The organism is Nocardia sp. NPDC057272 (assembly GCF_042668615.1).
Taxonomy (GTDB): domain Bacteria; phylum Actinomycetota; class Actinomycetes; order Mycobacteriales; family Mycobacteriaceae; genus Nocardia.
Genome location: NZ_JBHUYK010000037.1, coordinates 24,868 through 46,836 on the forward strand (window position 1 = coordinate 24,868; position 21,969 = coordinate 46,836).

The window sequence follows — 21,969 nt, forward strand, 5'->3', positions numbered from 1 at the left end:
AAACTTGATGTCGGTGGCCTGTGTCACACTCGTCGGTGATGAGCCGTCACACGACTTTTCGATACTGCCTCGATCCCACGGTCGAGCAGTCCGTCGTGCTCGCCCGTCATGCCGGTGCGGCTCGGTTTGCGTTCAACCAAAGCCTGGCTTTTGTGAAGGTCGCGCTCACCGAACGCAAGATCTCTCGGGAACATCCAGTGCCGTGGACCCGGTTCGATCTGATCAACACGTTCAACACCTGGAAGAAGTCCGAAGGCGCTGGACGGGTCTTCGCTGTCGACACGGACGGGGTCGCCGAGGTCCTCGTGACCGGGTTGGCGTGGCGTACCCAGGTATGCCAGCAAGTCTTCGAGGAAGCCGCCGTCGACTGCGGTCGCGCCCTGGCCGCGTTCTCGGACTCCAGGACGGGTAAACGCACAGGTAGGCGGATCGGGTTTCCTCGATTCAAGAAAAAGACCAACACTGTCCCGGCGTTTCGGATCCGCAACAAATGTGCCAGGACAGGATGGACGGCGATCCGAATCGGTGACGACCTGATCGCACGGTCGGTGACCCTGCCAGGGATCGGTGCGGTCAGGGTGCGCGAGGACACCCGCCGGTTGCGGCGGATGCTCGCCAAAGGGCGGGCGAAGATCCTCTACGCCACCGTCTCTTTCCGGGCGGGACGATGGTGGATCAGCCTGGCTGCAGAGGCATCCGATCTGCACCCGGCTCACCATCACCGGCCGCGGGAACACGACGATGACGGTGGTTGGGTCGGGATCGACAGAGGGTTGACCGTTTTCGCCGTCGCGGCAACCGCCGGCGGGGCCGAAGTCGCGCGCGTCGCCACCGCTCCCAAGCCCTTGGCTACTGAACTTGCCCAGCAACGCCGTCTGGCGAAATCGTTGTCTCGGAAACAGAAAGGCTCTCATAACCACAGACAGGCAGCCGCCCGGCTGCGACGCCACCACCATCGAGTCGCCGATATTCGCCGTCACTTCACCCATCAGATCGCTAACAGGCTGGTCAAAACCCACGACCGGATTGTTGTCGAAGACCTGAACGTGGTGGGGATGCTAGGCAACCATCGCTTGGCACGCGCGATCAGCGATGCTGGATGGTCTGACTTCGCTCGGCTGTTGACTTATAAGCAGGCATGGCGTGGTGGCACGGTCACCCTCGCGAATCGCTGGTATCCATCGAGTAAGCGGTGCTCGGCCTGTGGGGCGATCAACCCCGTCTTGTCGTTGGCCGATCGAGTATTCCTCTGCAAGTGTGGATTTCGTGCTGATCGTGACCATAACGCGGCGATCAACCTCGCCCAATGGCCGGCGATTGCACAGGACTTTTCACGATCCCCGGACCCCCGAGCAGGAGGCCGGGTAAACAATGTCCGCCGACGGGAAGGCGCTGACCGACACTTTGTGGGTGTTGGTGAAACCGTTCCGATTGACGCGGAAACAGACGTTCACGCAACAATTGTGGCGTGAACCGACGACGCCCGAGAAAGGCGGTGTCCGGAAACTCTCTGGTTTCCGGACATGCTGTAAACCACTCAGCCGCGCTGAGGTTTGGGATCAGCGTGATCACAATGTCAGTAGGCGACGGCGGGGCCGTGGACGGTGAGGCGGACGCGGTTGCCGGTGGCGGGTGCGTCGATGCCGGTGCGCCGGACGCGGACGGTGCCCGCGCCCTCGGCGAGGTCGATGGTGACGATCACGTCGGGGCCGCGGAAGTCGACAGCGGTGACGTGACCGGAGTGCGGTTCGTCGTCGGCGATCACCTGGGCGGCGAGCTGTTCGGGGCGGATCATCAGGGTCACTTCGCCGGTGGGGGCGCCCGGCTGCACCGGGACGGGCCCCAGGACCGACTTGGCGGTGTCGGCTTCACAGAGGGCGTCGAGGAGCACGCAGTCCCCGAGGAAGCGGGCGGTGAACAGGTCGGCGGGCCGGTGGTAGACCTGCTGCGGCGGCCCGACCTGGGTGAACCGCCCCGCGCGCATGACGGCGACCTGCTCGGCGAAGCTGAGCGCTTCCTCCTGATCGTGGGTGACCAGGATGCTGGTCATGCCCGCGGCGCGCAGCGTGTCGGCCACGGCCTCGCGGGTGGTGGCGCGCAGGCCCGTGTCGAGGGCGCTGAACGGCTCGTCGAGCAGCATGAGATCCGGTTTGCGGGCGAGTGCGCGGGCCAGGGCGACACGTTGTTGCTGGCCACCGGAGAGTTGATGGGGTTTGCGGTCGGCGTAGTCGGGGTCGAGGGAGACCATGGCCAGGAGTTCGATGACACGGGGGCGGTCGCGGTGTGGGCGCAGGCGGTCGACGGCGCCGCGCAGCCCGGTGTGCAGGCCGTAGGCGATATTGTCGGCGACGCTCAGGTGCGGGAACAGGGCGCCGTCCTGGGCCACGTAACCGATTCTCCTACGCTGCGGCGGTACGCAAATACCTTGGTGGACAACAGTGTCCGAGCCGAGCCGCACCGAACCTGTATCCGGGCCCTCGAATCCGGCGATCACCCGCAGCAAGGTGGTCTTGCCGCAGCCCGACGCGCCGACCACCGCCGTTGCCGTGCCGTTCGGTACGTCGAGGTCGATGTGATCGAGCACCGTGGTGCCACCGAAACTCTTCGAAACCCCTTCGACAACAAGCCGACTCATATTCCGGCCGCCTTTCGTGACTGGGTGAACAGCAGATAGGTCACCGGGACGGCGGCGATGATCATGATCAACGCGTACGGCGCCGCGGCCGCGTAATCGAGTTCGCCCGACTTCGCCCAGAACTGCATGGCCAGGGTGCGCGTGCCGGTGGGCGCCAGCAGCAGCGTCGCGGTGAGTTCTGTTGATACCGCGACGAAGACGAGTGCGGCGGCCGACGCGGCGGCAGGCGCAGTCATCCGCAGGGTGACCCGGAAGAAGGTGGTCGAGGCCGATTCGCCCAGCGACCGCGACACCTCTTCGAGGCCGACCGGGACCTGCGCCAGCCCGGCTCGCACGCTCACCAGCGCACGGGGCAGGAACATCAGCGCGTAGGCGATCACCACCAGCGACACCGTCTGGTACAGCGGCGGTGTCCAGCGAATGGTGACGGTCACCAGGGCGAGCGCAATCACGATGCCGGGCAGCGAACTGGTGATGTAGTTGGCGCCCTCGATCAGCCGGGCGAACGCGCTCGTCGAACGCACCGCGATCCAGGCGACGGGGAACGCGCACAGCGTGGTGACCAGCGCGGCCGCGGCCGCCAGGCCGATCGTCTGGCTCAGCGCCGCACCGATTTCCACGGAATCCCACACCGCCGAACCACCCAGCCACAGCCAGCGCCCGATCGTCCACAGCGGCACGCCGAGCGACCCGGCAACCACCGCCACGAGTACCCCGAACAATGGCACCCGCAGCCCACCCAACGCGATCGGCCGCGCCGCCCGCGCCGCACCACCACCCAGCCGGGCGTAGCGCGCGTCGCCGCGCAGCAGCGACTCACCACCGAGCAGCGCCAGACAGCACAGCACCAGCACCCCCGCGAGCATGCTGCCCGCCGGTCCGGCGAAACTGCTCTGGTACTGCTCGAAGATCGCCGTGGTGAAGGTGTCGAACCGCAACATCACGAACGCGCCGTATTCGGCGAGCAGATGCAGGCCGATCAGCAGGCCGCCGCCGAGAATCGCTAATCGCAACTGCGGCAGCGTGATTCGCCAGAACACCGCTACCGGCCCCGAGCCCAGCGCGCGCGCCGATTCCTCGATCGCCGGATCGAGTCGGCGCAGCGTGGCCGCGACCGGCAGGTACACCAGCGGAAAATATGACATCGTCGCCACGATCACCGCGGCCGACAGCCCGTGCATCGACGGGAAAACGCTCACCCACCCATAACTGTTGACGAACGCGGGCACCGCGAGCGGGGCGACCAGCACCGGCCCCCACCACGCCCGTCCCGGCACGTCGGTGCGCTCGACCAGCCACGCCAGCCCGATCCCGATCACCACGCAGACCGGCACCGTGCACACCACCAGCAGCGCGGTGTTCTTCAGCAGCTCGCCTACCCGCGGCCGGAACACCAGCGCGGCAGCCTCACTCAGCCCGGTGTCGAACAGCACCGAGACGATATAGCCCAGCGGCACGAACGTCGCCGCCGTGAGTACCAGCGCGACGAGCGTGCTGAACACCCCGGGCCGACCGACCCGGGGTGCCGACCTCACGAGGGTGGTGCGCACCTAGAGCAGCCCGGCCTCGGTCATCAGCTGGGTGACCTTCTTCGCGTCGAGCTTGCTCGGGTCGATCGCCGGCGCCTGCAGGTCGGCCAGCGGCGGCAGCGCGGGGTTCGCGGCGACATCGCTCGCCACCGGGTACTCCATCGAATCGCCGTCGCGCAGCACCTCCTGGCCCTTCTTCGCGGTGATGAAGGCCAGGAACTTCTGCGCGGACTCCTGCTTCTTGCTCGACTTCAGCACCCCGCCACCCGACACGCTGACGAAGGCGCCGGGATCCTGGTTCTTGAAGTAGTGCAGCGCCGTGTTCGCGCTGCCCTCCTTGGTCTTGGCCTGGTCGCGGTACCAGTAGTAGTGGTAGATCACGCCGCCGTCGGGATTGCCCGCGTTGACCGCCTTCATGGTCGCGACATTGTTCTGCAGGCTGGTCGCGTTGGCCTTCATGCCGCGCAGCCAGGCACGAGTGACGTCCTCGCCCTTCAGGGCGAGCAAACCGGCCACGATCGCCTGGAAGTCGGCGCCGGACGTGCCCGCCGCCCAGCGGCCCTGCCACTGCGGCTGCGCGAGATCCAGCAGCGAGGCGGGCAGCCCCGCGGTGTTGAGCTTGTCCTTGTTGTAGACGAAAACCGTTGCGCGAGCGGCGACTCCGGTCCACTTACCGGTCGACGGACGGTACCGTTCCGGCACCTGGTCGAGGGTGGCCTTGTCGACATCGGCGAACAGGCCCGCGTTCTCCACCAGCGCCATGGCCGGGGAGTTCTCGGTGAGGAAGGCATCGGCGGGGGAGTTGGCGCCCTCGGCGACGAGCTGATTGCCCAGCGCGGTGTCACCACCCTGGCGCAGAGTGACCTTGATGCCGGTCTCCTCGGTGAACGCCGCGACCCACTCCTTGGTGAGCGACTCGTGCTGGGCGTTGTAGACGGTGATCTCGTCGGCGCTGCCCGAGGACGAGGAGCAGGCGCTGAGGCCGAGTGTCGCCACCGCGACCGCCATCAGTCCGGCCAGAGGTTTCCAACTGCGCGAGGTCATTCGCGTCCTTCCACCAAGGGTCCCCATCCTATGATGAGGCTTGCCTAAGGAAGATACTCCGCGTGACGTGCGCGGATGCGGACGACCGGCGAATCAGAGTCCGGACAGATCGCGGGTGACGGCGTGATTGCGGTCCTCGATCGTGCCGAGGAGATAGTCCGGTGCGGTGCCGAAATACTGGCCGCGAGTCAGGCTGCTCCAGCGGCGGGCATCCTCGGATCGGGTCTTGTAGAAGTTCACCCGGTAGCCGCCCTCGTAGACGTGGAGCAGGCAGTAACCACCCGGATACTCCTTCACCGCACCGACTTCCAGGAATTCCACCGCGCAGGGCAGGTCGGGCCGGGTGCGCCTGGTTCGGTGGGTGTGACCGCTGTGGTGCAGGAACACGCCCGGCGCCCGCTGGTAGAGGCGCTGTAGTTCGAGGGCGACCGCGCGGTCGAGGACGAAGCCGGGGCCGCCGATATTGGTGAAGCCCGCCTCGGCGGTGACGGGGTGGTGGCCGAACACGATGGTCGGCCGGTCCGGGTCGGCGCGCAGCGTTTCGGTGAGGGCGTCGAGTTGCAGGCGGTCCACGGTGCCGCCCGCGGCATCCGGGGCGCTGGTGTCGAGGCCGAGGATGCGCAGGTCACCGAGGTGGTGCTCGGTCAATTGCTGCCGGGGCAGGAAGTGATCGCCCCAGCAGTCGGCGCAGTCGGGATAGTCGTGCGGGCGGTCGTGGTTGCCGCGGGCGACCAGGTAATCGGTGCCGAGAGTCCCCCATGTGTCCAGATGTGCTCGGACAGAACGCGATTCGTCGACGGTGGCCTCGTTCGTGAGGTCGCCGGCCAACAGCAGGAGCGAGGCGTCGCGGGCGCTGATATCAGCGAGGAGGCCGTCGAGCATGAACCGTGGATAGGGCGGGTCACTCTGGTATCCGGGTGGGAAACCGGCGATCACGATGCCGCTCACCGTTTCGCCGTAGTGCACGTCGTTGGCCAGGGCGATGGTGTGTAGCAGGCGTCCGGGAGGTGGTGTGAGCGTGGTGAATTCGCCACGCGCTTCGGGAGCGCCGGGTGCCGCCGTGGTGAGCGCCGGGGCGGGGAGCGCGCGAATTCCGTTGGACAGGGCCTGGAATCGGTACGGGCGGCCGGGCTCGAGGTCGCCGATCTCAGCGTAGTGGAACGGGGTTCTGGAGTCGTTGTGGTAGACGGTGACCGGCTCGCGGGGCGAATCCGCCGGGGCCAGGCGCACTTCGGTATCGGCGGGGACCGGGAACGGACGGCCTCCCGGATCGAGACCGAACGTGGTCCAGGTCAGCACCACGCCACGATCGGTCACGGTGACGATTTCCAGGTCGAGCGCGATCAGCGGATCGACGTGCGCCGCACCGGAACCCGGTATCGCCGCGGCGAGCGCCGCGCCCGCCGCGGCGGCCAGTACGGTTCGGCGCGACGCTCCGCAGCAGCCCATGGTGTCGAGCGTAACGGCGGCTCAGGGCGATACCGGGAGGCGTCACCGGGTGTTCGGTCAGTGTTTGTTGGCCGGTGCCGAGCAGATCTTCCAGGTGCCGTCTTCCTTGGTGAGGTGCTCCTCGGTACTGGACTCGGTATCGGGCTCCTCGCCCTCCACCGACAGCGTCAGCTGACCGGTGACCGTCGCTTTCGCGTCGTCGCCGGTGATGACGATGTCCTTGACCTCGTCGATCGTCACCTGCACCGTCGCCCGCTCGAACTGCGCCCGCTGCTCGGGGGTGAGATTGTCGATCTCCGTACGATCCGCCTGGCAGGCCAGCTGCGCGGCGGCGATGAAACCGTCGGCATCGAGCGTGTCGTAGAAGTCGCGCACCGCGACATCGATCTGCTTCTCGTCCGACGACAACGGTGTACGCCCCTGCAACGTGAGCACGACCCCCGTCACCAGCACACCGACGACCACCAACGCGACGATCCCCAACGCCACGAACAACCCGGTCCGCTTCTTCTTCGGCGCGGGCGGCGGCACGAACACATCGGGCCCACCCGGATACTCGGGCCCCGGCGGCCCCCCGGCCCCGAACCCCGCATGCGGATACCCCGGCGGCCCGGACGGCATCCCCGGATCGACGGGCGGCTGCTGACCGAAGGGAGGCTGTTGTCCCTCGGGCGGATTCGTCATGGCAACGCTCCTGATGTCATCGGGGGCGTTGACCCCCAAAACCTATGGAACCGTGCGAGATCAAACCTGAATATCGAACAAACGAGGCGAACCATAACCTTCGCGTTCCACTCGACCTCACCCGGGGTTGGCTGCCTTCGTGGAGGGAAGATGAAGCCATGACGGCGTCGAGTGAGGGCTTGCCCTTCGCCCGCGGAACTACTCCGCCCTACTATGCCGCGATCTTGACCACCGCCTTGTCGACGGACGCTGCGGACTTGGCTGGATACGCGGAGGCGGCGGCGGAAATGGCTGATCAGAACCTCGTCCTGGCTCGCGAACGAGAAAGGCCCCGACCAGGCGGTCGGGGCCTTCTTCGGTGCCCTCGGCAGGAATCGAACCTGCGGCCTTCTGCTCCGGAGGCAGACGCTCTATCCCCTGAGCTACGAGGGCGGGATAGATGCCGGTCGCGGTGAGGCGATCGGGCAGCGACAGCGTATCGCATCGAGTGCGGTGCGCCAAAAACTGTGCCGGACCGGGGGTTGGGGCCGGTCCGGCCGTGGTTGTCAGCTGAGGGGGAGGGGGGTGGCGTTGCGGGCGGCGAGCATGGTGGTCATCAGCTGCGATTCGCCCTCTTGGGTTTTCGACATCGTGGCGGCCAGGGTGCGGACCGCGGTGGTGTCGGCGTGCTCGGCGGCGTAGTCGAGCATCGGGACGCCGCCCTGGTGATGGCGCAGCATCAGTTGCAGGAACATCGTGTCCAGCGCGGGGCCGGTCGACTGGCGCAGCGCGGTCATCTCTTCCTGGCTCGCCATACCGGGCATGGACTGCATCGGGCCCGGCATCGCCGGCTCGGCGGTGGAACCGCCGTGGTGGCCGGTGTTGCCGTGGTCGTCGCTCATCCAGCCCATGTAGCCGTCGACGTTCTGGTTGGACTCGCCCCACAGCTGCAACCACGCCTGCATGCGGCCGATCTGGTTCTGCTGAGTGGTCAGGATGTCGTAGGCGAGGCGACGCACGTCGTTGTCGGTCGAGGCGATCAGCGCCACCCCGGCCATGTCGACGGCCTGAGCGTGATGCGCCGACATGTCCTGACTGAAACCGATGTCGACCGCGCTCGGCTCCGGTTCGGCGTTCTTCTCCAGCGGCATCCGCAACAGCACGCCCGCCACCGCGCCGAGCAGCAGCAGACCGATCGCGCCGAGAACGAGCACCGCCCCGGCCGGGCGACGGGCGCTCGACTCGGGCGCGGTGTCGTCGGGTTCGACCGCGCTCTCGTCCGCGCTCACTACTGACCCGCGGGCAGGCCGCCCGGCATCGGGATGTTCGGCAGGCCGGGGATGCCCGAGCCCGTGCCGCCGCCACCGAGTTCGGTCTGGTCCTGCGTCAGGCCCTTGCCGTCCATCGGGACCGCTTCGGGACCGTAGGGCGAGGAGTCGAACGGCGGCGGGTTGTTCGCGTCGAAGATCGGGTTAGAGCAGCTCGCGCCGACCTCGGGGTAGGCGTAGGGGTTCTCGCGCAGGGCGGAGATGAACTGCTTGATCCGCGCGTCGTCGGCGTTGTCCAGCTTGAGCTGGTGTCCCCACGACTGCAGCGAGATCGCCGAGTCCAGACCCGGGTACGGCGACATCAGCGAGTACTGACGGCCCTTGACGAAGTTCGACAGCTTCTCGACACCGGCCGCGTCGACCTTGTCGGGGTTGTACGCGATCCAGACCGCGCCGTGCTCGAGCGAGTGCACCGCGTTCTCCATGCGGATCGGCTTGGCGTACACGGTGCCCGTGCAGTTCGCCCACGCGCCGTCGTGCGGGCCACCGAAGGCGGGAGCCTTGTCGTAGGCCACGCGCTGGCTGGCGGTCACGTGCAGACCGGCCGGGTACTCCGACTTCACGACGCCGTCGATCTTCGCCGACGGGTCCTGGTTCTCCTTGGAGGGGACCCATTCCTTGAGGTCGGTCTGGGCTTCGCGGATCGCGGCCTGGTCCATGTACTTGGGCACCAGGCTGTAGGCCAGCAGCCCGATCAGCGCGACGATGGCGACGCCCGCGCCGAGCAGCACCCATGGGGTGTCGCGCTTCTTGCCCGGAAGGTTGCCCTTGCGGGTCTTGCGGGACGGAGACGACTTCCCCGCGGCCCGCACGGCCTTGGCTGATGTGGCGCTGGTCCTGCTAGGCATCGCTCGTTGTGCTCTTTCGACGTGTGGATCGGTGGGTTCGTGGCGGGCGGTCGTGGTTGCAAGGGGCCCAGCCAATAGGATAGAGACTCGTGACTCCAGCTGACCTTGCAGATCTCCTTCGTACCACCGCGGCGAAGGTGCTTGTCGAACGCGGACTGGACTCGTCGGTCCTGCCCGAGCAGGTCACAGTGGAGCGTCCGCGCAACCCCGAACACGGCGACTATGCCACGAATGTGGCCATGCAGGTGGCCAAGCGGGTCGGAACCAACCCTCGCGAGCTGGCAGGCTGGCTGGCCGAGGCGCTGTCGGCCACCGAGGGTATCGATGTGGCCGAGATCGCCGGGCCCGGCTTCCTGAACATCCGTCTCGCCGCTTCGGCGCAGGGCGCCATCGTCAGTCAGATCCTGGCCGCGGGGGAGATCTACGGCACCGGGTTCGCGCTGGCGGGTACCAAGATCAACCTCGAGTTCGTCTCCGCGAACCCGACCGGTCCGGTGCACCTGGGCGGTACCCGCTGGGCCGCCGTCGGTGACGCGCTGGGTCGCATCCTGGCCGCTCAGGGCGCCGACGTGACCCGGGAGTACTACTTCAACGACCACGGCGCGCAGATCGACCGCTTCGCGAAGTCGCTGGTCGCGTCCGCGCTGGGCGAACCGACTCCGGAAGACGGGTACGCGGGCGAGTACATCGCCGAGATCAGCGCGAGCATCGTCGCCGCGCATCCCGATGTGCTCACCCTGCCCGCCGACGAGCGGCACGAGGTGTTCCGCAGCGAGGGCGTGCAGCAGATGTTCGCCCAGATCCGCGCGGACCTGCACGAGTTCGGCACCGATTTCGACGTGTACTTCAACGAGAGCGAACTGTTCGCCTCCGGCGCCGTCGAACAGGCCGTCGAACAGCTGAAGAACTCGGGCAATCTGTACGAGAAGGACGGTGCGTGGTGGATCGCCAGCACCGAATACGGCGACGACAAGGACCGCGTGGTCCTCAAGAGCGACGGCAACGCCGCCTACATCGCCGGTGACATCGCCTACTTCCAGAACAAGCGTGGCCGCGGCTTCGACCTGGCCATCTACATGCTCGGCGCCGACCACCACGGCTACATCGGCCGGTTGAAGGCCGCCGCCGCCGCGTTCGGCGACAACCCCGACACCGTCGAGGTGCTGATCGGGCAGATGGTGAACCTGGTGCGCGACGGCGTCGCCGTGAAGATGAGCAAGCGCGCGGGCACCGTGGTGACTCTCAACGACCTGGTCGAGCAGATCGGTGTCGACGCCTCGCGCTACTCGCTGGTGCGTTCCTCGGTGAACTCGAGCATCGACATCGACCTGGACCTGTGGACCAAGGCGAGCAGCGAGAACCCGGTCTACTACGTCCAGTACGCGCACTCGCGGACCAGCAGCATCATCGGCAATGCCGCGAAGTACCCCGAATTCGCTTCTGTCGAACCGGATTTCGCGCTGATGACCTCGGGTCGCGAAGGTGATCTGATCCGCACCCTCGGGGACTTCCCGCGCGTGGTCGCCACCGCGGCCGACACCCGCGAACCGCACCGCATCGCCCGCTACCTCGAAGAACTGGCCGGGGTCTACCACCCGTTCCAGTCCGACGACGACATGCGTGTGCTGCCCAAGGGCGACGACGCCGTCACCCCGCTCAACGCGGCTCGCCTCGAACTGGTCAAGGCGACCCGTCAGGTGCTGGCCAACGGCCTCGCCCTGCTCGGCGTGAGCGCACCGGAGCGCATGTGAACACCGGCAAGCTTTTCAGGAAGGACGCACCGCGATGAGTGCACACCCGGCCGGTCCCCGGCACGCAGAGATCCCGCACGCGCCGAGTCTGGCCGAGCGCCCGACCGACCCGCGGGAGATGATCGACCTCCCCGAGAACGTCTGGCCGCGCAATGCCTCGCGCGGTGACGACGGTGTGGTCCGGCTGGCGGGCGTGCCCGTCACCGAGCTCGCCGAGCAGTACGGCACGCCGCTGTTCGTGATCGACGAGGACGACTTCCGCTCGCGCTGCCGCGACATGGTCGCCGCGTTCGGGCCGAACGCCCGCGTGCACTACGCGTCCAAGGCGTTCCTGTGTGGCGAGATCGCGCGCTGGATCCGTGACGAGGGCCTTTCTCTCGACGTGTGCTCCGGCGGCGAGCTCGCGGTCGCGCTGAACGCGGGTTTCCCGGCCGAGCGCATCGCGCTGCACGGCAACAACAAGTCGGTGCCCGAGCTCGAAGCGGCCGTCACGGCCGGTGTGGGGCACGTGGTCGTCGACTCGCTCTACGAGATCGAGCGGCTCGAAGCGGTCGCCGGTGCGGCGGGCGTGGTGCAGGACGTGCTGGTCCGCGTGACCGTCGGCGTCGAGGCACACACCCACGAGTACATCTCCACCGCGCACGAGGACCAGAAGTTCGGCTTCTCGATCGCGGGCGGCGACGCCATGGAAGCGCTCGCGCGCGTTTTCGAGGCCGACAACCTGCGTCTGGTCGGTCTGCACAGCCACATCGGCTCGCAGATCTTCGAACTCGACGGCTTCGAGATCGCCGCGCGCCGCATGCTCGGCCTGCTGCGCGAGGCCATCGACAAGTTCGGCATCGACCGCACCGCCCAGATCTCGACCCTGGATCTCGGCGGTGGTCTCGGCATTTCGTACCTGCCGAGCGACAACCCGCCGCCGCTGGGCGAATTCGCCACCAACCTGCGCGCGCTGGTCGCGGCCGAGGCCGCCCGTGCCGGGCTGCCCGAGCCGACCATCGCTGTGGAACCGGGTCGCGCCATCGCGGGTCCCGGCACCGTCACCCTGTACGAGGTCGGCACCATCAAGGATGTCGAACTCGACGGTGGCGCGCGCCGTCGCTACGTCAGCGTGGACGGCGGGATGAGCGACAATATCCGCCCCGCGCTGTACCAGGCCGACTACGATTGCCGTCTGGTCTCGCGCTCCTCGGACGCCCATGCGGTCGTCGCGCGCGTGGTCGGAAAGCATTGCGAGAGTGGCGATATCGTCATTCGTGACACGTGGATGCCCGCCGATGCGGCCCCCGGTGACCTGGTGGCCGTGGCGGCGACCGGTGCGTACTGCTACTCGATGTCGAGCCGCTACAACCTGCTCACCCGGCCCGCCGTGGTCGCGGTGCGTGACGGTGCGGCGCGACTGATTCTGCGCCGGGAAACGGTGGCGGACCTGCTCAGCCTGGAGGTGGAAGAATGAACGGCACCAAAGACGCGGGACGTCCGCTCGGCGTAGCCGTGCTCGGGATGGGCACTGTCGGTACCGAGGTGGTTCGCGTGCTGCGCGATCACGCCGATGACCTGCGTTCGCGCGTCGGAGCGCCGCTCGTGCTGCGCGGTGTCGCGGTGCGCGACATCAGCAAGGACCGCGGTCTGCCCGCCGAGCTGCTCACCACCGACGCCTCCGCGCTCGTCGCTCGCGACGACGTCGACCTGGTCGTCGAGGTCATGGGCGGCATCGACCCCGCCCGCAAGCTGATCGGCGACGCCCTCAACGCGGGCAAGTCCGTCGTCACCGCCAACAAGGCGCTGCTGGCCGATTACACCGGCGAACTCGCCGCCGCCGCCGAGGGCAGCCGCGCCGACCTGTACTTCGAGGCCGCCGTCGCCGGTGCGATCCCGGTGGTCCGGCCGCTGATCCAGTCGCTGTCGGGTGACCGGGTGAACAAGGTCGTCGGCATCGTCAACGGCACCACCAACTTCATCCTCTCCGCGATGGACGAGACCGGCGCCGCCTACGACGACGTCCTCGCCGAGGCCACCGCGCTCGGCTACGCCGAGGCCGACCCCACCGCCGACGTCGAGGGCTACGACGCTGCCGCCAAGGCCGCGATCCTGGCCTCGCTGGCGTTCCACACCCGTGTGACCGCGGCCGATGTCTATCGCGAGGGCATCTCCAAGATCACCGCCGAAGACCTGGAGACCGCGTCGGCCGTCGGCTGCACGGTCAAGCTGCTCGCCATCTGCGAGCGCGTCTCGGCCGGTCCGGGCGAGCCGACGCTGGAAGAGGGCGGCAAGGATCGCGTCTCGGTGCGCGTCTACCCGGCGCTCATCCCGCGCAAGCACCCGCTGGCCTCGGTGAACGGCGCGTTCAACGCTGTCGTTGTGGAAGCCGACAACGCCGGTCGCCTGATGTTCTACGGGCAGGGTGCCGGTGGCGCCCCCACCGCGTCGGCCGTGCTCGGTGACCTGGTGATGGCCGCGCGTAACAAGTTCTACGGTGGTCGTGCGCCCGGCGAATCGGTCTATGCTGAGCTGCCGATCGCGCCGATCGGCGACACCCCCACCCGCTACCACGTGAACCTGCAGGTGGAGGACCGTCCCGGCGTGCTCGCCGCGGTCGCCGACACCTTCGCCCAGCACGGGGTGAGCATCTCGACCGTGCGTCAGCAGGGCCACGGCGACGGCGCCCGGCTCGTGGTCGTCACCCACCATGCGGTGGAGTCGTCGCTGGCAGATACTGTCGCCGTATTGGCGGACATGGAATCCGTCACCGCTGTGACCAGCGTTCTCAGATTGGAAGGCACCGAAGAATGACGAACGGCATCGCCCCCCAGACCGGCGTGCACTCGCGCTGGCCCGGTCTGATCGCTGCCTACCGCGACCGCTTGGCCGGTGCGGCCGACTGGGAGCCGGTGACCCTGTTCGAGGGCGGTACCCCGCTGGTCCCCGCGCCGCACCTGTCCGCGCTCACCGGATGCGAGGTGTATCTCAAGGTCGAAGGTGCCAACCCGACCGGTTCGTTCAAGGACCGCGGCATGACCATGGCGATGACCGACGCCAAGTACCGCGGCCAGAAGGCCGTGCTGTGCGCGTCGACCGGCAACACCTCGGCCTCGGCCGCGGCGTACGCCACCCGCGCGGGCATGGAATGCGCGGTGCTGATCCCGCAGGGCAAGATCGCGATGGGCAAGCTGGCCCAGGCCGTGATGCTCGGCGCCAAGATCATCCAGGTCGAGGGCAACTTCGACGACTGTCTCGAGCTGGCGCGCAAGGTGACCGCGGAGTTCCCGCAGGTCGGCCTCGTGAACTCGGTGAACCCGGCGCGGATCGAAGGCCAGAAGACCGCCTCGTTCGAGATCTGCGACGTCCTCGGCAAGGCGCCCGATGTGCACGTGCTTCCGGTCGGTAACGCGGGCAACATCACCGCCTACTGGCGTGGGTACCGCGAGTACTACGCCGACGGCATCACCTCGGTGCTGCCGCGCATGCTCGGCGTGCAGGCCGCCGGTGCCGCACCACTGGTCAACGGCGCGCCGGTGAAGGACCCGGAGACCATCGCGACCGCCATCCGGATCGGCGCCCCGGCGTCGTGGAACGGTGCGATGGAAGCCAAGGAGCAGTCCGGTGGCGCGTTCCGCGCGGCCACCGACGACGAGATCCTGGCCGCCTACCGCCTCGTCGCCGCGAAGGAGGGCGTCTTCGTGGAGCCCGCGTCGGCCGCGAGCGTGGCCGGTCTGCTGGCCGCGCGCAAGGAAGGCTGGCTGGATTCGGGCCTGACCGTCGTGTGCACCGTGACCGGCAACGGTCTCAAGGACCCCGACAACGCGCTGGCCGGAATGCCCGAGGTGAAGCCGATCGCCGTCGACCCGGTCGCGATCGCCCGTGAACTCGAGCTGGCCTGAGTTGGCCGCATCCGAGCCCACGCTGATGACAGCGACGTTGCCCGCCGGTCTCGAAGTGACCGTGCGTGTTCCCGCCTCCACGGCCAATCTCGGTCCCGGATTCGATTGTCTGGGAATGGCATTGGGCATCTACGACGAAATCGTGGTACGCACCACCGAATCGGGTCTCGATATCCGTGTCGAGGGTGAAGGCGCCGACGACGTGCCTTGGGGCCCAACACATCTGGTGGTCCGCGCGATCGAGCGTGGACTGGAATCGCTGGGTGTGTGGGCCGACGGTCTCGACGTGGTGTGCCGCAACGTGATTCCGCACTCGCGTGGCCTGGGCTCCAGCGCGTCGGCCGTGGTCGGCGGGCTGGCCGCCGGCGTCGGGCTGGCCGCGAAGTTCGACCCCGAGCTGCGCGTCGACGACGAACGGCTGGTGCAGCTCGCCTCGGAGTTCGAAGGCCATCCCGACAATGCCGCAGCCAGCGTACTCGGCGCAATCGTGGTGTCGTGGACCGAAACCGATGCCGAGCGGGCCCGCGCCTACCGGGCGGTGCGGCTCACCCCGGCGTCGGCGCTGCGCCCGGTGGTGCTGATCCCCCAGGAACGCTCCTCCACGGCGCATACCCGGGGGCTGCTGCCCGAGCAGGTGCCCCACGGTGACGCGGCGTTCAACGTCAGCCGGGCGGCGCTGGCCGTCGTCGCGCTGACCGAACGTCCCGATCTGCTGATGTCGGCCACCGCCGACCGGTTGCACCAGACCCAGCGTGCCCCCGCGCTACCGCTCACCACGAAGTGGATCGAGCTGTTGCGCGCCGCGGGTATCGCGGCGACCGTCTCGGGCGCGGGCCCGACCGTTCTTGCCCTCACCACCGAGGAATTCCCCGATGACCTGCGTAAACAGGCTGAAGCGGACGGTCTGCGCGTGGTCGAACCCGGCATTGCCGAAGGTGTATCGATCGACTGACGGCGTGCCTGCCTTGCCGTTGTTCGCAATAGGCAGCTATTCTGAGCAAGTCCGTACATCGTGCGCATCAGACGCCGGTGCTTCATCAGGGCAATCGCTCCCCTCACCACTGTCTTCTGGTGGCGAAGGCCTCCGGTCCTCCCGCGGCGGGTAGTACGGCACAGGCGTCGAACATGGACGCATAATCCGAGCTCGGCATATGTTGCCGGTCTACGGAACGGAACCCTCGAATCAGCACACGGCATTCGAGGGAAGGAAAGGACTTCCGTGACAGAAACGGACCTGCTCGCGACACCCGGGGTGGATTCCAACCCTACGAACTCGGGCAGCCGCGAAAGTGAATCCGGACAGATTTCGAAAATGAGCGAACAAACCGACGTCGCACGATCGGGGCTGACTGGAATGCTGTTGCCGCAGTTGCGCGCACTGGCGGGGGAGCTCGGTATCCGAGGTACCTCCGGAATGCGTAAGGGCGATCTCATCGCCGCTATCAAGGAAAATCAATCCGGAGCGCCCGCCAAGGGGGACAAGCCCGCCGCCGCGCCCGTCGCGAACGACGCGCTCGCGAAGAACGAAGCGCCTGCCAAGAACGAAGCGCCCGTCAAGAACGACGCGCCCGCGAAGGTGGAGAAGTCCGCCAAGGCCGACAAGCAGGCCGCGCCCGTCGAGAAGCAGGCTCCCGTCGAGAAGCAGGCTCCCGTCGAGGTCAAGGCTCCCGAGGCCAAGACCGTCGAGGCTCCGGCCGAGCAGGCCGCGACCGAGCAGGTCAAGACCGACGCCCCCGCCGACGCCGGCGAGGATTCCGGTCGCGACGGCGGTCAGCGTGGCCGCGGTCGGCAGCGTCGTGGACGTGACCAGGCCCGTTCCGGTGGTGGCGACAACGCCCCCGCCGAGAACCGCGCCCCGGCCGAGAACCGCGCCGAGGAGACCAAGCAGGCCGACAAGGCCGAGGGTGGCGACCAGGGCGAGCGTCGCCGCGAGCGTGGCGACCGCAACGGCGCCGAGCGCGGCGAGCGCACCGGTGGCGGCGACCGCAACGGCAACGACCGTGGCGAGCGCACCGGTGGCGACCGTAATCAGAACGAGCGCAACCAGAACCAGAGCCAGAACGGCAACAGCGGCGGCAATCGCGGACCCCGCGACGACCGCGGTGGTGACGACGAGGAAGGCGGCCGCGGTCGCCGGGGTCGTCGATTCCGCGAGCGTCGTCGTGGTCGTGACCGCGATGGTGGTCCCGCCGGTGGCGGCCAGTCCGAGGCGCGCGATTACGACATTCGCGAAGACGATGTGCTCCAGCCGGTCGCGGGCATCCTCGATGTCCTCGACAACTACGCGTTCGTGCGGACCTCCGGCTACCTCGCCGGCCCCAACGACGTGTACGTGTCGATGAACCTGGTGCGCAAGAACGGCCTGCGCCGCGGTGACGCGATCACCGGTGCGGTGCGCGCCCCGCGTGACGGCGAGCAGAACAACCAGCGGCAGAAGTTCGATCCGCTGGTTCGCCTGGACACCGTGAACGGTGGCGAGCTCGAAGCGGCGCGTCGTCGTCCGGACTTCCAGAAGCTCACCCCGCTGTACCCGAACGAGCGGCTGCGCCTGGAAACCGCGCAGAACAAGCTCACCACGCGCGTGATCGACCTGATCATGCCGATCGGTAAGGGCCAGCGTGCGCTGATCGTGTCTCCGCCCAAGGCGGGTAAGACCACGATCATGCAGGACATCGCGAACGCGATCGCGATCAACAACCCCGAGTGCTACCTCATGGTTGTCCTGGTCGACGAACGTCCCGAAGAGGTCACCGATATGCAGCGTTCGGTGAAGGGTGAGGTCATCGCCTCCACCTTCGACCGCCCGCCGGGTGACCACACCTCCGTCGCCGAGCTCGCCATCGAGCGTGCCAAGCGCCTGGTGGAAATGGGCAAAGACGTTGTGGTGCTGCTCGATTCGATCACCCGATTGGGTCGTGCGTACAACAACTCCTCGCCTGCGTCGGGCCGCATCCTCTCCGGTGGTGTCGACTCGACCGCGCTGTACCCGCCGAAGCGTTTCCTCGGCGCGGCCCGCAACATCGAGAACGGTGGCTCGCTCACCATCATCGCCACGGCGATGGTGGAGACCGGTTCCACCGGCGACACGGTGATCTTCGAAGAGTTCAAGGGCACCGGCAACGCCGAGCTCAAGCTCGACCGCAAGATCGCCGAGCGGCGCGTGTTCCCCGCGGTGGACATCAACCCGTCGAGCACCCGCCACGACGAGCTGCTGCTCTCGCCCGACGAGATGGCTGTGGTGCACAAGCTGCGGCGCGTGCTGTCGGGTCTGGACTCGCACCAGGCGATCGATCTGCTGATGGATCGTCTGCGCAAGTCCAAGAACAACCTCGAGTTCTTGATGACGGTCTCCAAGACCGCACCGAGCGCTCTCGACGAGTGATCGTCTAGAACCACCGGCAAGGGCCTCGCTTCGGCGGGGCCCTTGTTGTTTCCCCAGGGAACAAAGCGGAGGTGGGGGGTGTTCTGGGAGGGTGCGGTCTGCTCTGGCATACTGGACAACTGTGTGTCTGCGAGTTCGCAGACATCCCGCCTAGTCGGTTCCGGTTCACGTACTCCACTCCATGGGGCTACGACCCGGCGACCATTATCGAGAGGACGCCCATGAAGGCAGGAATCCACCCCACGTATGTCGAGACCACCGTTGTGTGTGGTTGCGGCAACACCTTCCAGACTCGCTCCACCAAGGAGTCCGGCCAGATCTCGGTCGAGGTCTGCTCGCAGTGCCACCCGTTCTACACGGGCAAGCAGAAGATCCTCGACACCGGCGGCCGCGTGGCTCGCTTCGAGGCTCGCTACGGCAAGCGCGCGGGTGCCAAGAAGGCCGAAGACGCCTCCTAGTTACCTCTCCCGACGCCCGGTACTGCATCAGCAGGCCGGGCGTCGGTGGTTTCTCTGCCCGAGGTAATCGCTTTCCCACACATAAGGAACTCTCTGTGACGCAGCCGTCCGCTATCGACGACATCCTGGCCGAGTACGCCGGCCTGGAGATGCAGCTCGCCGATCCGTCGTTGCACAACGACGCGGGTGCGGCGCGACGGGTGGGCAAGCGGTTCGCCGAGCTGGCGCCGGTGATGAGCACCTATCGCAAACTCGAGACCGTGCGTGACGATCTGGAAGCCGCCCGCGAACTGGCCTCCGACGACGCGTCGTTCGCCGCCGAGGTGCCCGGCCTGGAGACGCAGCTGGTGGAGCTGGAACAGGCTCTCGCCGACTTGCTCGCGCCGCGCGACCCGCACGACGGAGACGACGTGGTGCTCGAGGTGAAGTCCGGCGAGGGCGGCGAGGAATCCGCGCTGTTCGCCGCCGATCTGGCGCGCATGTACATCCGGTACGCCGAGCGGCACGGCTGGAAGGTGGAGACGCTCGATGTCACCTATTCCGACCTGGGCGGATACAAGGACGCGACGCTGTCGATCAAGAGCAAGGACGCCGCGCGCGACGGGGTGTGGTCGCGATTCAAGTTCGAGGGCGGGGTGCACCGGGTGCAGCGCGTGCCGGTGACCGAATCGCAGGGCCGCATTCACACCTCGGCCGCGGGCGTGCTGATCTACCCCGAGCCCGACGAGGTCGAGCAGGTGCAGATCGACGAGACCGACCTGCGCATCGACGTCTACCGGTCCTCCGGCAAGGGCGGTCAGGGCGTCAACACCACCGACTCCGCGGTCCGCATCACCCACCTGCCCTCGGGCATCGTGGTGACCTGCCAGAACGAACGCTCCCAGCTACAGAACAAGGCGCGCGCCATGCAGGTACTCGCCGCCCGGCTGCAAGCGCTGGCCGAGGAGCAGGCCGACCAGGAAGCCGCGGCCGGTCGCGCCAGCCAGATCCGTACGGTCGACCGCTCCGAGCGGATCCGCACCTATAACTTCCCGGAGAACCGGATCGCCGACCATCGCATCGGTTTCAAGTCACACAATCTGGATGCCGTCCTCGACGGTGACCTCGACCCGCTGCTCGACGCGCTCGGCAAAGCCGACCGCGACGCCCGAATGGCTGCCGAGTAATCGGCATGCGGGGCGCTCGAGTGCACGGGGTGATCCAGTGACCGAACGACTCCGGTTGCGTCCGCTGATCGTCGAAGCCGCCGCGCGCCTGGCCGAGGCGGGCGTCGGTTCGCCACTGCCGGACGCGGAGAACCTCGCGGCCCATGTGCTCGGCACCGAGCGCATGCGGTTGGCGCTGATCCCGATGGTCGAGCTCGAGGTCGCCGATCGGTACCGCGCGCTGATCGAGCAGCGGGCCGCGCGAATTCCCTTGCAGCACTTGACCGGAACGGCGGCGATGGGCGAGATCGACCTCGCTGTCGGCCCCGGCGTGTTCGTCCCGCGCCCGGAGACCGAGCTGCTGTTCGCGTGGGCGCTGGGCTATCTCGGGACACTCACCCACGACCACACTCCGATCGTCGTCGACCTGTGCACAGGCTCGGGCGCCCTGGCGCTGGCCATCGCGCACGCTCGCCCCGACGCCGAGGTCCATGCCGTCGAACTCGACCCCGACGCCCTCTCCTGGGCCCGTCGCAACGCCGGCACCCGCATCGCCGAGGGCGACACCCCGATCACCCTGTATGCCGACGACGTCACCGACCCGGCCCTGCTCACCCCGCTGACGGGCCGCGTCGACCTGGTCGTCGCCAACCCGCCCTACATCCCCGACGCGGCGATCCTCGACCCCGAGGTTGCCGACCACGACCCTCACCGCGCCCTCTTCGGCGGCCAGGACGGCCTCGACATCATTCGGGCGATGGTCCCCACCATCGCCCGTCTGCTGCGCCCCGGCGGCGCGACCGCCATCGAGCACGACGACACCAACGGCGGGGGAGTGGCGGCTCTGCTCGCGGCAGCCGGCTTCACCGGCATCGTCGAACACACCGACCTGGCCGACAAGCCCCGCTTCGTCGTCGCGGGCACGGATCATCCCTGACCGAGTTCGACGGCGACGCCGCGTCTGCTGTTCGTGACCGGCAAACATCGAACGCCGACGAATCGCATGGTCGGGCGAGCGCGGTGCCACCCAGCACACTCCGGGCATCTGATGCCACTACTGATCCGCGCACGGGCAGGAGTAGCTCGCCGGGGACGGCCAAAAGTCCCCCTACATCCGGCCGTCGGCTCGAGAGCTACACTCTTGCCGCACCTAAGACCGGCTAAATATTCGGAGAGGCGGAACAGCGTGAGTACCGTCTATGACTGTGCCGAGAGCGATTCGCGGGCCGCGGGGATTACGGCGGCTACCAGCGCGTTGAAGTCCGGTCGTCTGGTCGTGATGCCGACCGACACGCTCTACGGCCTCGCCGCCGACGCGTTCGATTCCGCCGCGGTGAGTGATCTGCTGGCCGCCAAGCGGCGCGGGCGGGATATGCCGGTGCCGGTGCTCGTCGGGTCGTGGCACACGATCGACGGTCTGGTTTTCTCGGTGCGTCCGCAGGCCCGGGAGCTGATCCGCGCGTTCTGGCCCGGTGCGCTGAGTCTTGTCGTACAGGCCGCGCCTTCGCTCGCGTGGGATCTCGGTGATACCCGTGGCACGGTGATGTTGCGGATGCCGTTGCATCCCGTGGCGCTCGAATTGTTGCGTGAGGTCGGGCCGCTGGCGGTGTCGAGCGCCAATGTGTCGGGGCAGCCGCCCGCGACCACCGCCGCGCAGGCGCGCGAGCAGCTGGGGTCGCTGGCGAGCGTGTATCTCGACGGCGGTCCGGCCGAACACGCTGTGGCCTCGACGATCGTCGACCTCACCGCGGATCAGCCGCGGGTGTTGCGGGAGGGTGCTGTGTCGGTGGCCGATATCGCGGAGGTGCTCGGGATGGTGCCGGAAGCCCTGATCAGCTCCGCACAGCGGTGATCGC

The 21,969-nt window shown here is 67.8% G+C and carries 18 protein-coding genes and 1 tRNA gene; 11 read left to right on the forward strand and 8 right to left on the reverse strand.

Translation table 11 applies throughout. From position 1 onward, the window contains the following. Positions 1-38 precede the first annotated feature (38 nt). A complete protein-coding gene (locus tag ACFULV_RS31720) occupies positions 39-1,472 on the forward strand; it encodes an RNA-guided endonuclease TnpB family protein (protein WP_378663176.1) in 1,434 nt (477 codons plus the stop codon). Positions 1,473-1,576: 104 nt separating this feature from the next. On the opposite strand, the gene ACFULV_RS31725 is transcribed toward ACFULV_RS31720, so the two are convergent. From ACFULV_RS31725 to ACFULV_RS31760, 8 genes are all read right to left on the reverse strand, one after another. Beyond that, the gene (locus ACFULV_RS31725) at positions 1,577-2,635 is read right to left on the reverse strand and encodes an ABC transporter ATP-binding protein (protein ID WP_378663178.1); all 1,059 of its coding nucleotides are present in this window, start codon (positions 2,633-2,635) and stop codon (positions 1,577-1,579) included. Further along, positions 2,632-4,170, reverse strand: a complete 1,539-nt coding sequence (locus ACFULV_RS31730; protein WP_378663180.1) for an ABC transporter permease — start codon at positions 4,168-4,170, stop codon at positions 2,632-2,634. The genes ACFULV_RS31725 and ACFULV_RS31730 overlap by 4 nt, the downstream gene beginning before the upstream one ends. Positions 4,171-4,185: 15 nt before the next feature. Continuing rightward, complete coding sequence (locus ACFULV_RS31735; RefSeq protein ID WP_378663182.1) at positions 4,186-5,208, reverse strand: iron ABC transporter substrate-binding protein; 1,023 nt, start codon at positions 5,206-5,208, stop codon at positions 4,186-4,188. Positions 5,209-5,301: 93 nt separating this feature from the next. Further along, positions 5,302-6,657: a metallophosphoesterase gene (locus ACFULV_RS31740; RefSeq protein ID WP_378663184.1), complete on the reverse strand. Its 1,356-nt coding sequence runs from the start codon at positions 6,655-6,657 to the stop codon at positions 5,302-5,304. Between the two features lie 57 nt (positions 6,658-6,714). After that, positions 6,715-7,341 (reverse strand): hypothetical protein, encoded by a 627-nt coding sequence (locus ACFULV_RS31745; RefSeq protein WP_378635744.1) that lies wholly within the window; start codon positions 7,339-7,341, stop codon positions 6,715-6,717. 359 nt (positions 7,342-7,700) lie between these two features. Beyond that, positions 7,701-7,773 (reverse strand) — tRNA-Arg (locus ACFULV_RS31750). Between the two features lie 113 nt (positions 7,774-7,886). After that, a complete protein-coding gene (locus ACFULV_RS31755; protein ID WP_378635746.1) occupies positions 7,887-8,609 on the reverse strand; it encodes a DUF305 domain-containing protein in 723 nt (240 codons plus the stop codon). Then, positions 8,609-9,496 carry a DUF3105 domain-containing protein gene (locus ACFULV_RS31760; RefSeq protein ID WP_378635748.1) on the reverse strand — a complete coding sequence of 296 codons (888 nt, stop codon included), beginning with the start codon at positions 9,494-9,496 and terminating at the stop codon, positions 8,609-8,611. The genes ACFULV_RS31755 and ACFULV_RS31760 overlap by 1 nt, the downstream gene beginning before the upstream one ends. An 89-nt stretch (positions 9,497-9,585) precedes the next feature. On the opposite strand from ACFULV_RS31760, the gene argS reads away from it, so the two are divergent. The 10 genes from argS to ACFULV_RS31810 all read left to right on the forward strand — a co-directional run bounded on the left by argS (position 9,586) and on the right by ACFULV_RS31810 (position 21,965). Further along, positions 9,586-11,247, forward strand: coding sequence for an arginine--tRNA ligase (gene argS / locus ACFULV_RS31765; RefSeq protein ID WP_378663186.1), 1,662 nt, complete (start codon positions 9,586-9,588; stop codon positions 11,245-11,247). Between the two features lie 34 nt (positions 11,248-11,281). Continuing rightward, entirely contained in the window at positions 11,282-12,703 is a 1,422-nt protein-coding gene (lysA, locus tag ACFULV_RS31770; RefSeq protein ID WP_378663188.1) for a diaminopimelate decarboxylase, read from the forward strand. Next, entirely contained in the window at positions 12,700-14,040 is a 1,341-nt protein-coding gene (locus ACFULV_RS31775) for a homoserine dehydrogenase (RefSeq protein WP_358071802.1), read from the forward strand. The genes lysA and ACFULV_RS31775 overlap by 4 nt, the downstream gene beginning before the upstream one ends. Beyond that, positions 14,037-15,128: a threonine synthase gene (thrC, locus tag ACFULV_RS31780; protein ID WP_378635756.1), complete on the forward strand. Its 1,092-nt coding sequence runs from the start codon at positions 14,037-14,039 to the stop codon at positions 15,126-15,128. The genes ACFULV_RS31775 and thrC overlap by 4 nt, the downstream gene beginning before the upstream one ends. A gap of 25 nt (positions 15,129-15,153) precedes the next feature. After that, complete coding sequence (thrB, locus tag ACFULV_RS31785) at positions 15,154-16,080, forward strand: homoserine kinase (RefSeq protein WP_378635758.1); 927 nt, start codon at positions 15,154-15,156, stop codon at positions 16,078-16,080. 267 nt (positions 16,081-16,347) lie between these two features. Next, on the forward strand, positions 16,348-18,510 hold the full coding sequence (gene rho / locus ACFULV_RS31790) for a transcription termination factor Rho (RefSeq protein ID WP_378663190.1): 2,163 nt from the start codon (positions 16,348-16,350) through the stop codon (positions 18,508-18,510). A gap of 221 nt (positions 18,511-18,731) precedes the next feature. Next, the gene (gene rpmE / locus ACFULV_RS31795) at positions 18,732-18,968 is read left to right on the forward strand and encodes a 50S ribosomal protein L31 (protein ID WP_067447685.1); all 237 of its coding nucleotides are present in this window, start codon (positions 18,732-18,734) and stop codon (positions 18,966-18,968) included. Positions 18,969-19,063: 95 nt separating this feature from the next. Next, positions 19,064-20,134, forward strand: coding sequence for a peptide chain release factor 1 (prfA, locus tag ACFULV_RS31800; protein WP_062984459.1), 1,071 nt, complete (start codon positions 19,064-19,066; stop codon positions 20,132-20,134). Positions 20,135-20,171: 37 nt separating this feature from the next. After that, positions 20,172-21,050, forward strand: a complete 879-nt coding sequence (prmC, locus tag ACFULV_RS31805) for a peptide chain release factor N(5)-glutamine methyltransferase (RefSeq protein ID WP_378663192.1) — start codon at positions 20,172-20,174, stop codon at positions 21,048-21,050. A gap of 249 nt (positions 21,051-21,299) precedes the next feature. Next, on the forward strand, positions 21,300-21,965 hold the full coding sequence (locus ACFULV_RS31810; RefSeq protein ID WP_101464199.1) for an L-threonylcarbamoyladenylate synthase: 666 nt from the start codon (positions 21,300-21,302) through the stop codon (positions 21,963-21,965). Positions 21,966-21,969: the final 4 nt, after the last annotated feature.

Bases quoted from the DNA above. Each gene is read 5' to 3' on its own strand.
- thrB (WP_378635758.1), top strand. From the start codon at position 15,154: ATGACAGCGACGTTGCCCGCCGGTCTCGAAGTGACCGTGCGTGTTCCC.
- ACFULV_RS31745 (WP_378635744.1), bottom strand. From the start codon at position 7,341: ATGACGAATCCGCCCGAGGGACAACAGCCTCCCTTCGGTCAGCAGCCG.
- ACFULV_RS31760 (WP_378635748.1), bottom strand. From the start codon at position 9,496: ATGCCTAGCAGGACCAGCGCCACATCAGCCAAGGCCGTGCGGGCCGCG.
- rpmE (WP_067447685.1), top strand. From the start codon at position 18,732: ATGAAGGCAGGAATCCACCCCACGTATGTCGAGACCACCGTTGTGTGT.
- lysA (WP_378663188.1), top strand. From the start codon at position 11,282: ATGAGTGCACACCCGGCCGGTCCCCGGCACGCAGAGATCCCGCACGCG.
- ACFULV_RS31720 (WP_378663176.1), top strand. From the start codon at position 39: ATGAGCCGTCACACGACTTTTCGATACTGCCTCGATCCCACGGTCGAG.
- ACFULV_RS31725 (WP_378663178.1), bottom strand. From the start codon at position 2,635: ATGAGTCGGCTTGTTGTCGAAGGGGTTTCGAAGAGTTTCGGTGGCACC.
- ACFULV_RS31735 (WP_378663182.1), bottom strand. From the start codon at position 5,208: ATGACCTCGCGCAGTTGGAAACCTCTGGCCGGACTGATGGCGGTCGCG.
- thrC (WP_378635756.1), top strand. From the start codon at position 14,037: ATGACGAACGGCATCGCCCCCCAGACCGGCGTGCACTCGCGCTGGCCC.
- ACFULV_RS31740 (WP_378663184.1), bottom strand. From the start codon at position 6,657: ATGGGCTGCTGCGGAGCGTCGCGCCGAACCGTACTGGCCGCCGCGGCG.
- ACFULV_RS31775 (WP_358071802.1), top strand. From the start codon at position 12,700: ATGAACGGCACCAAAGACGCGGGACGTCCGCTCGGCGTAGCCGTGCTC.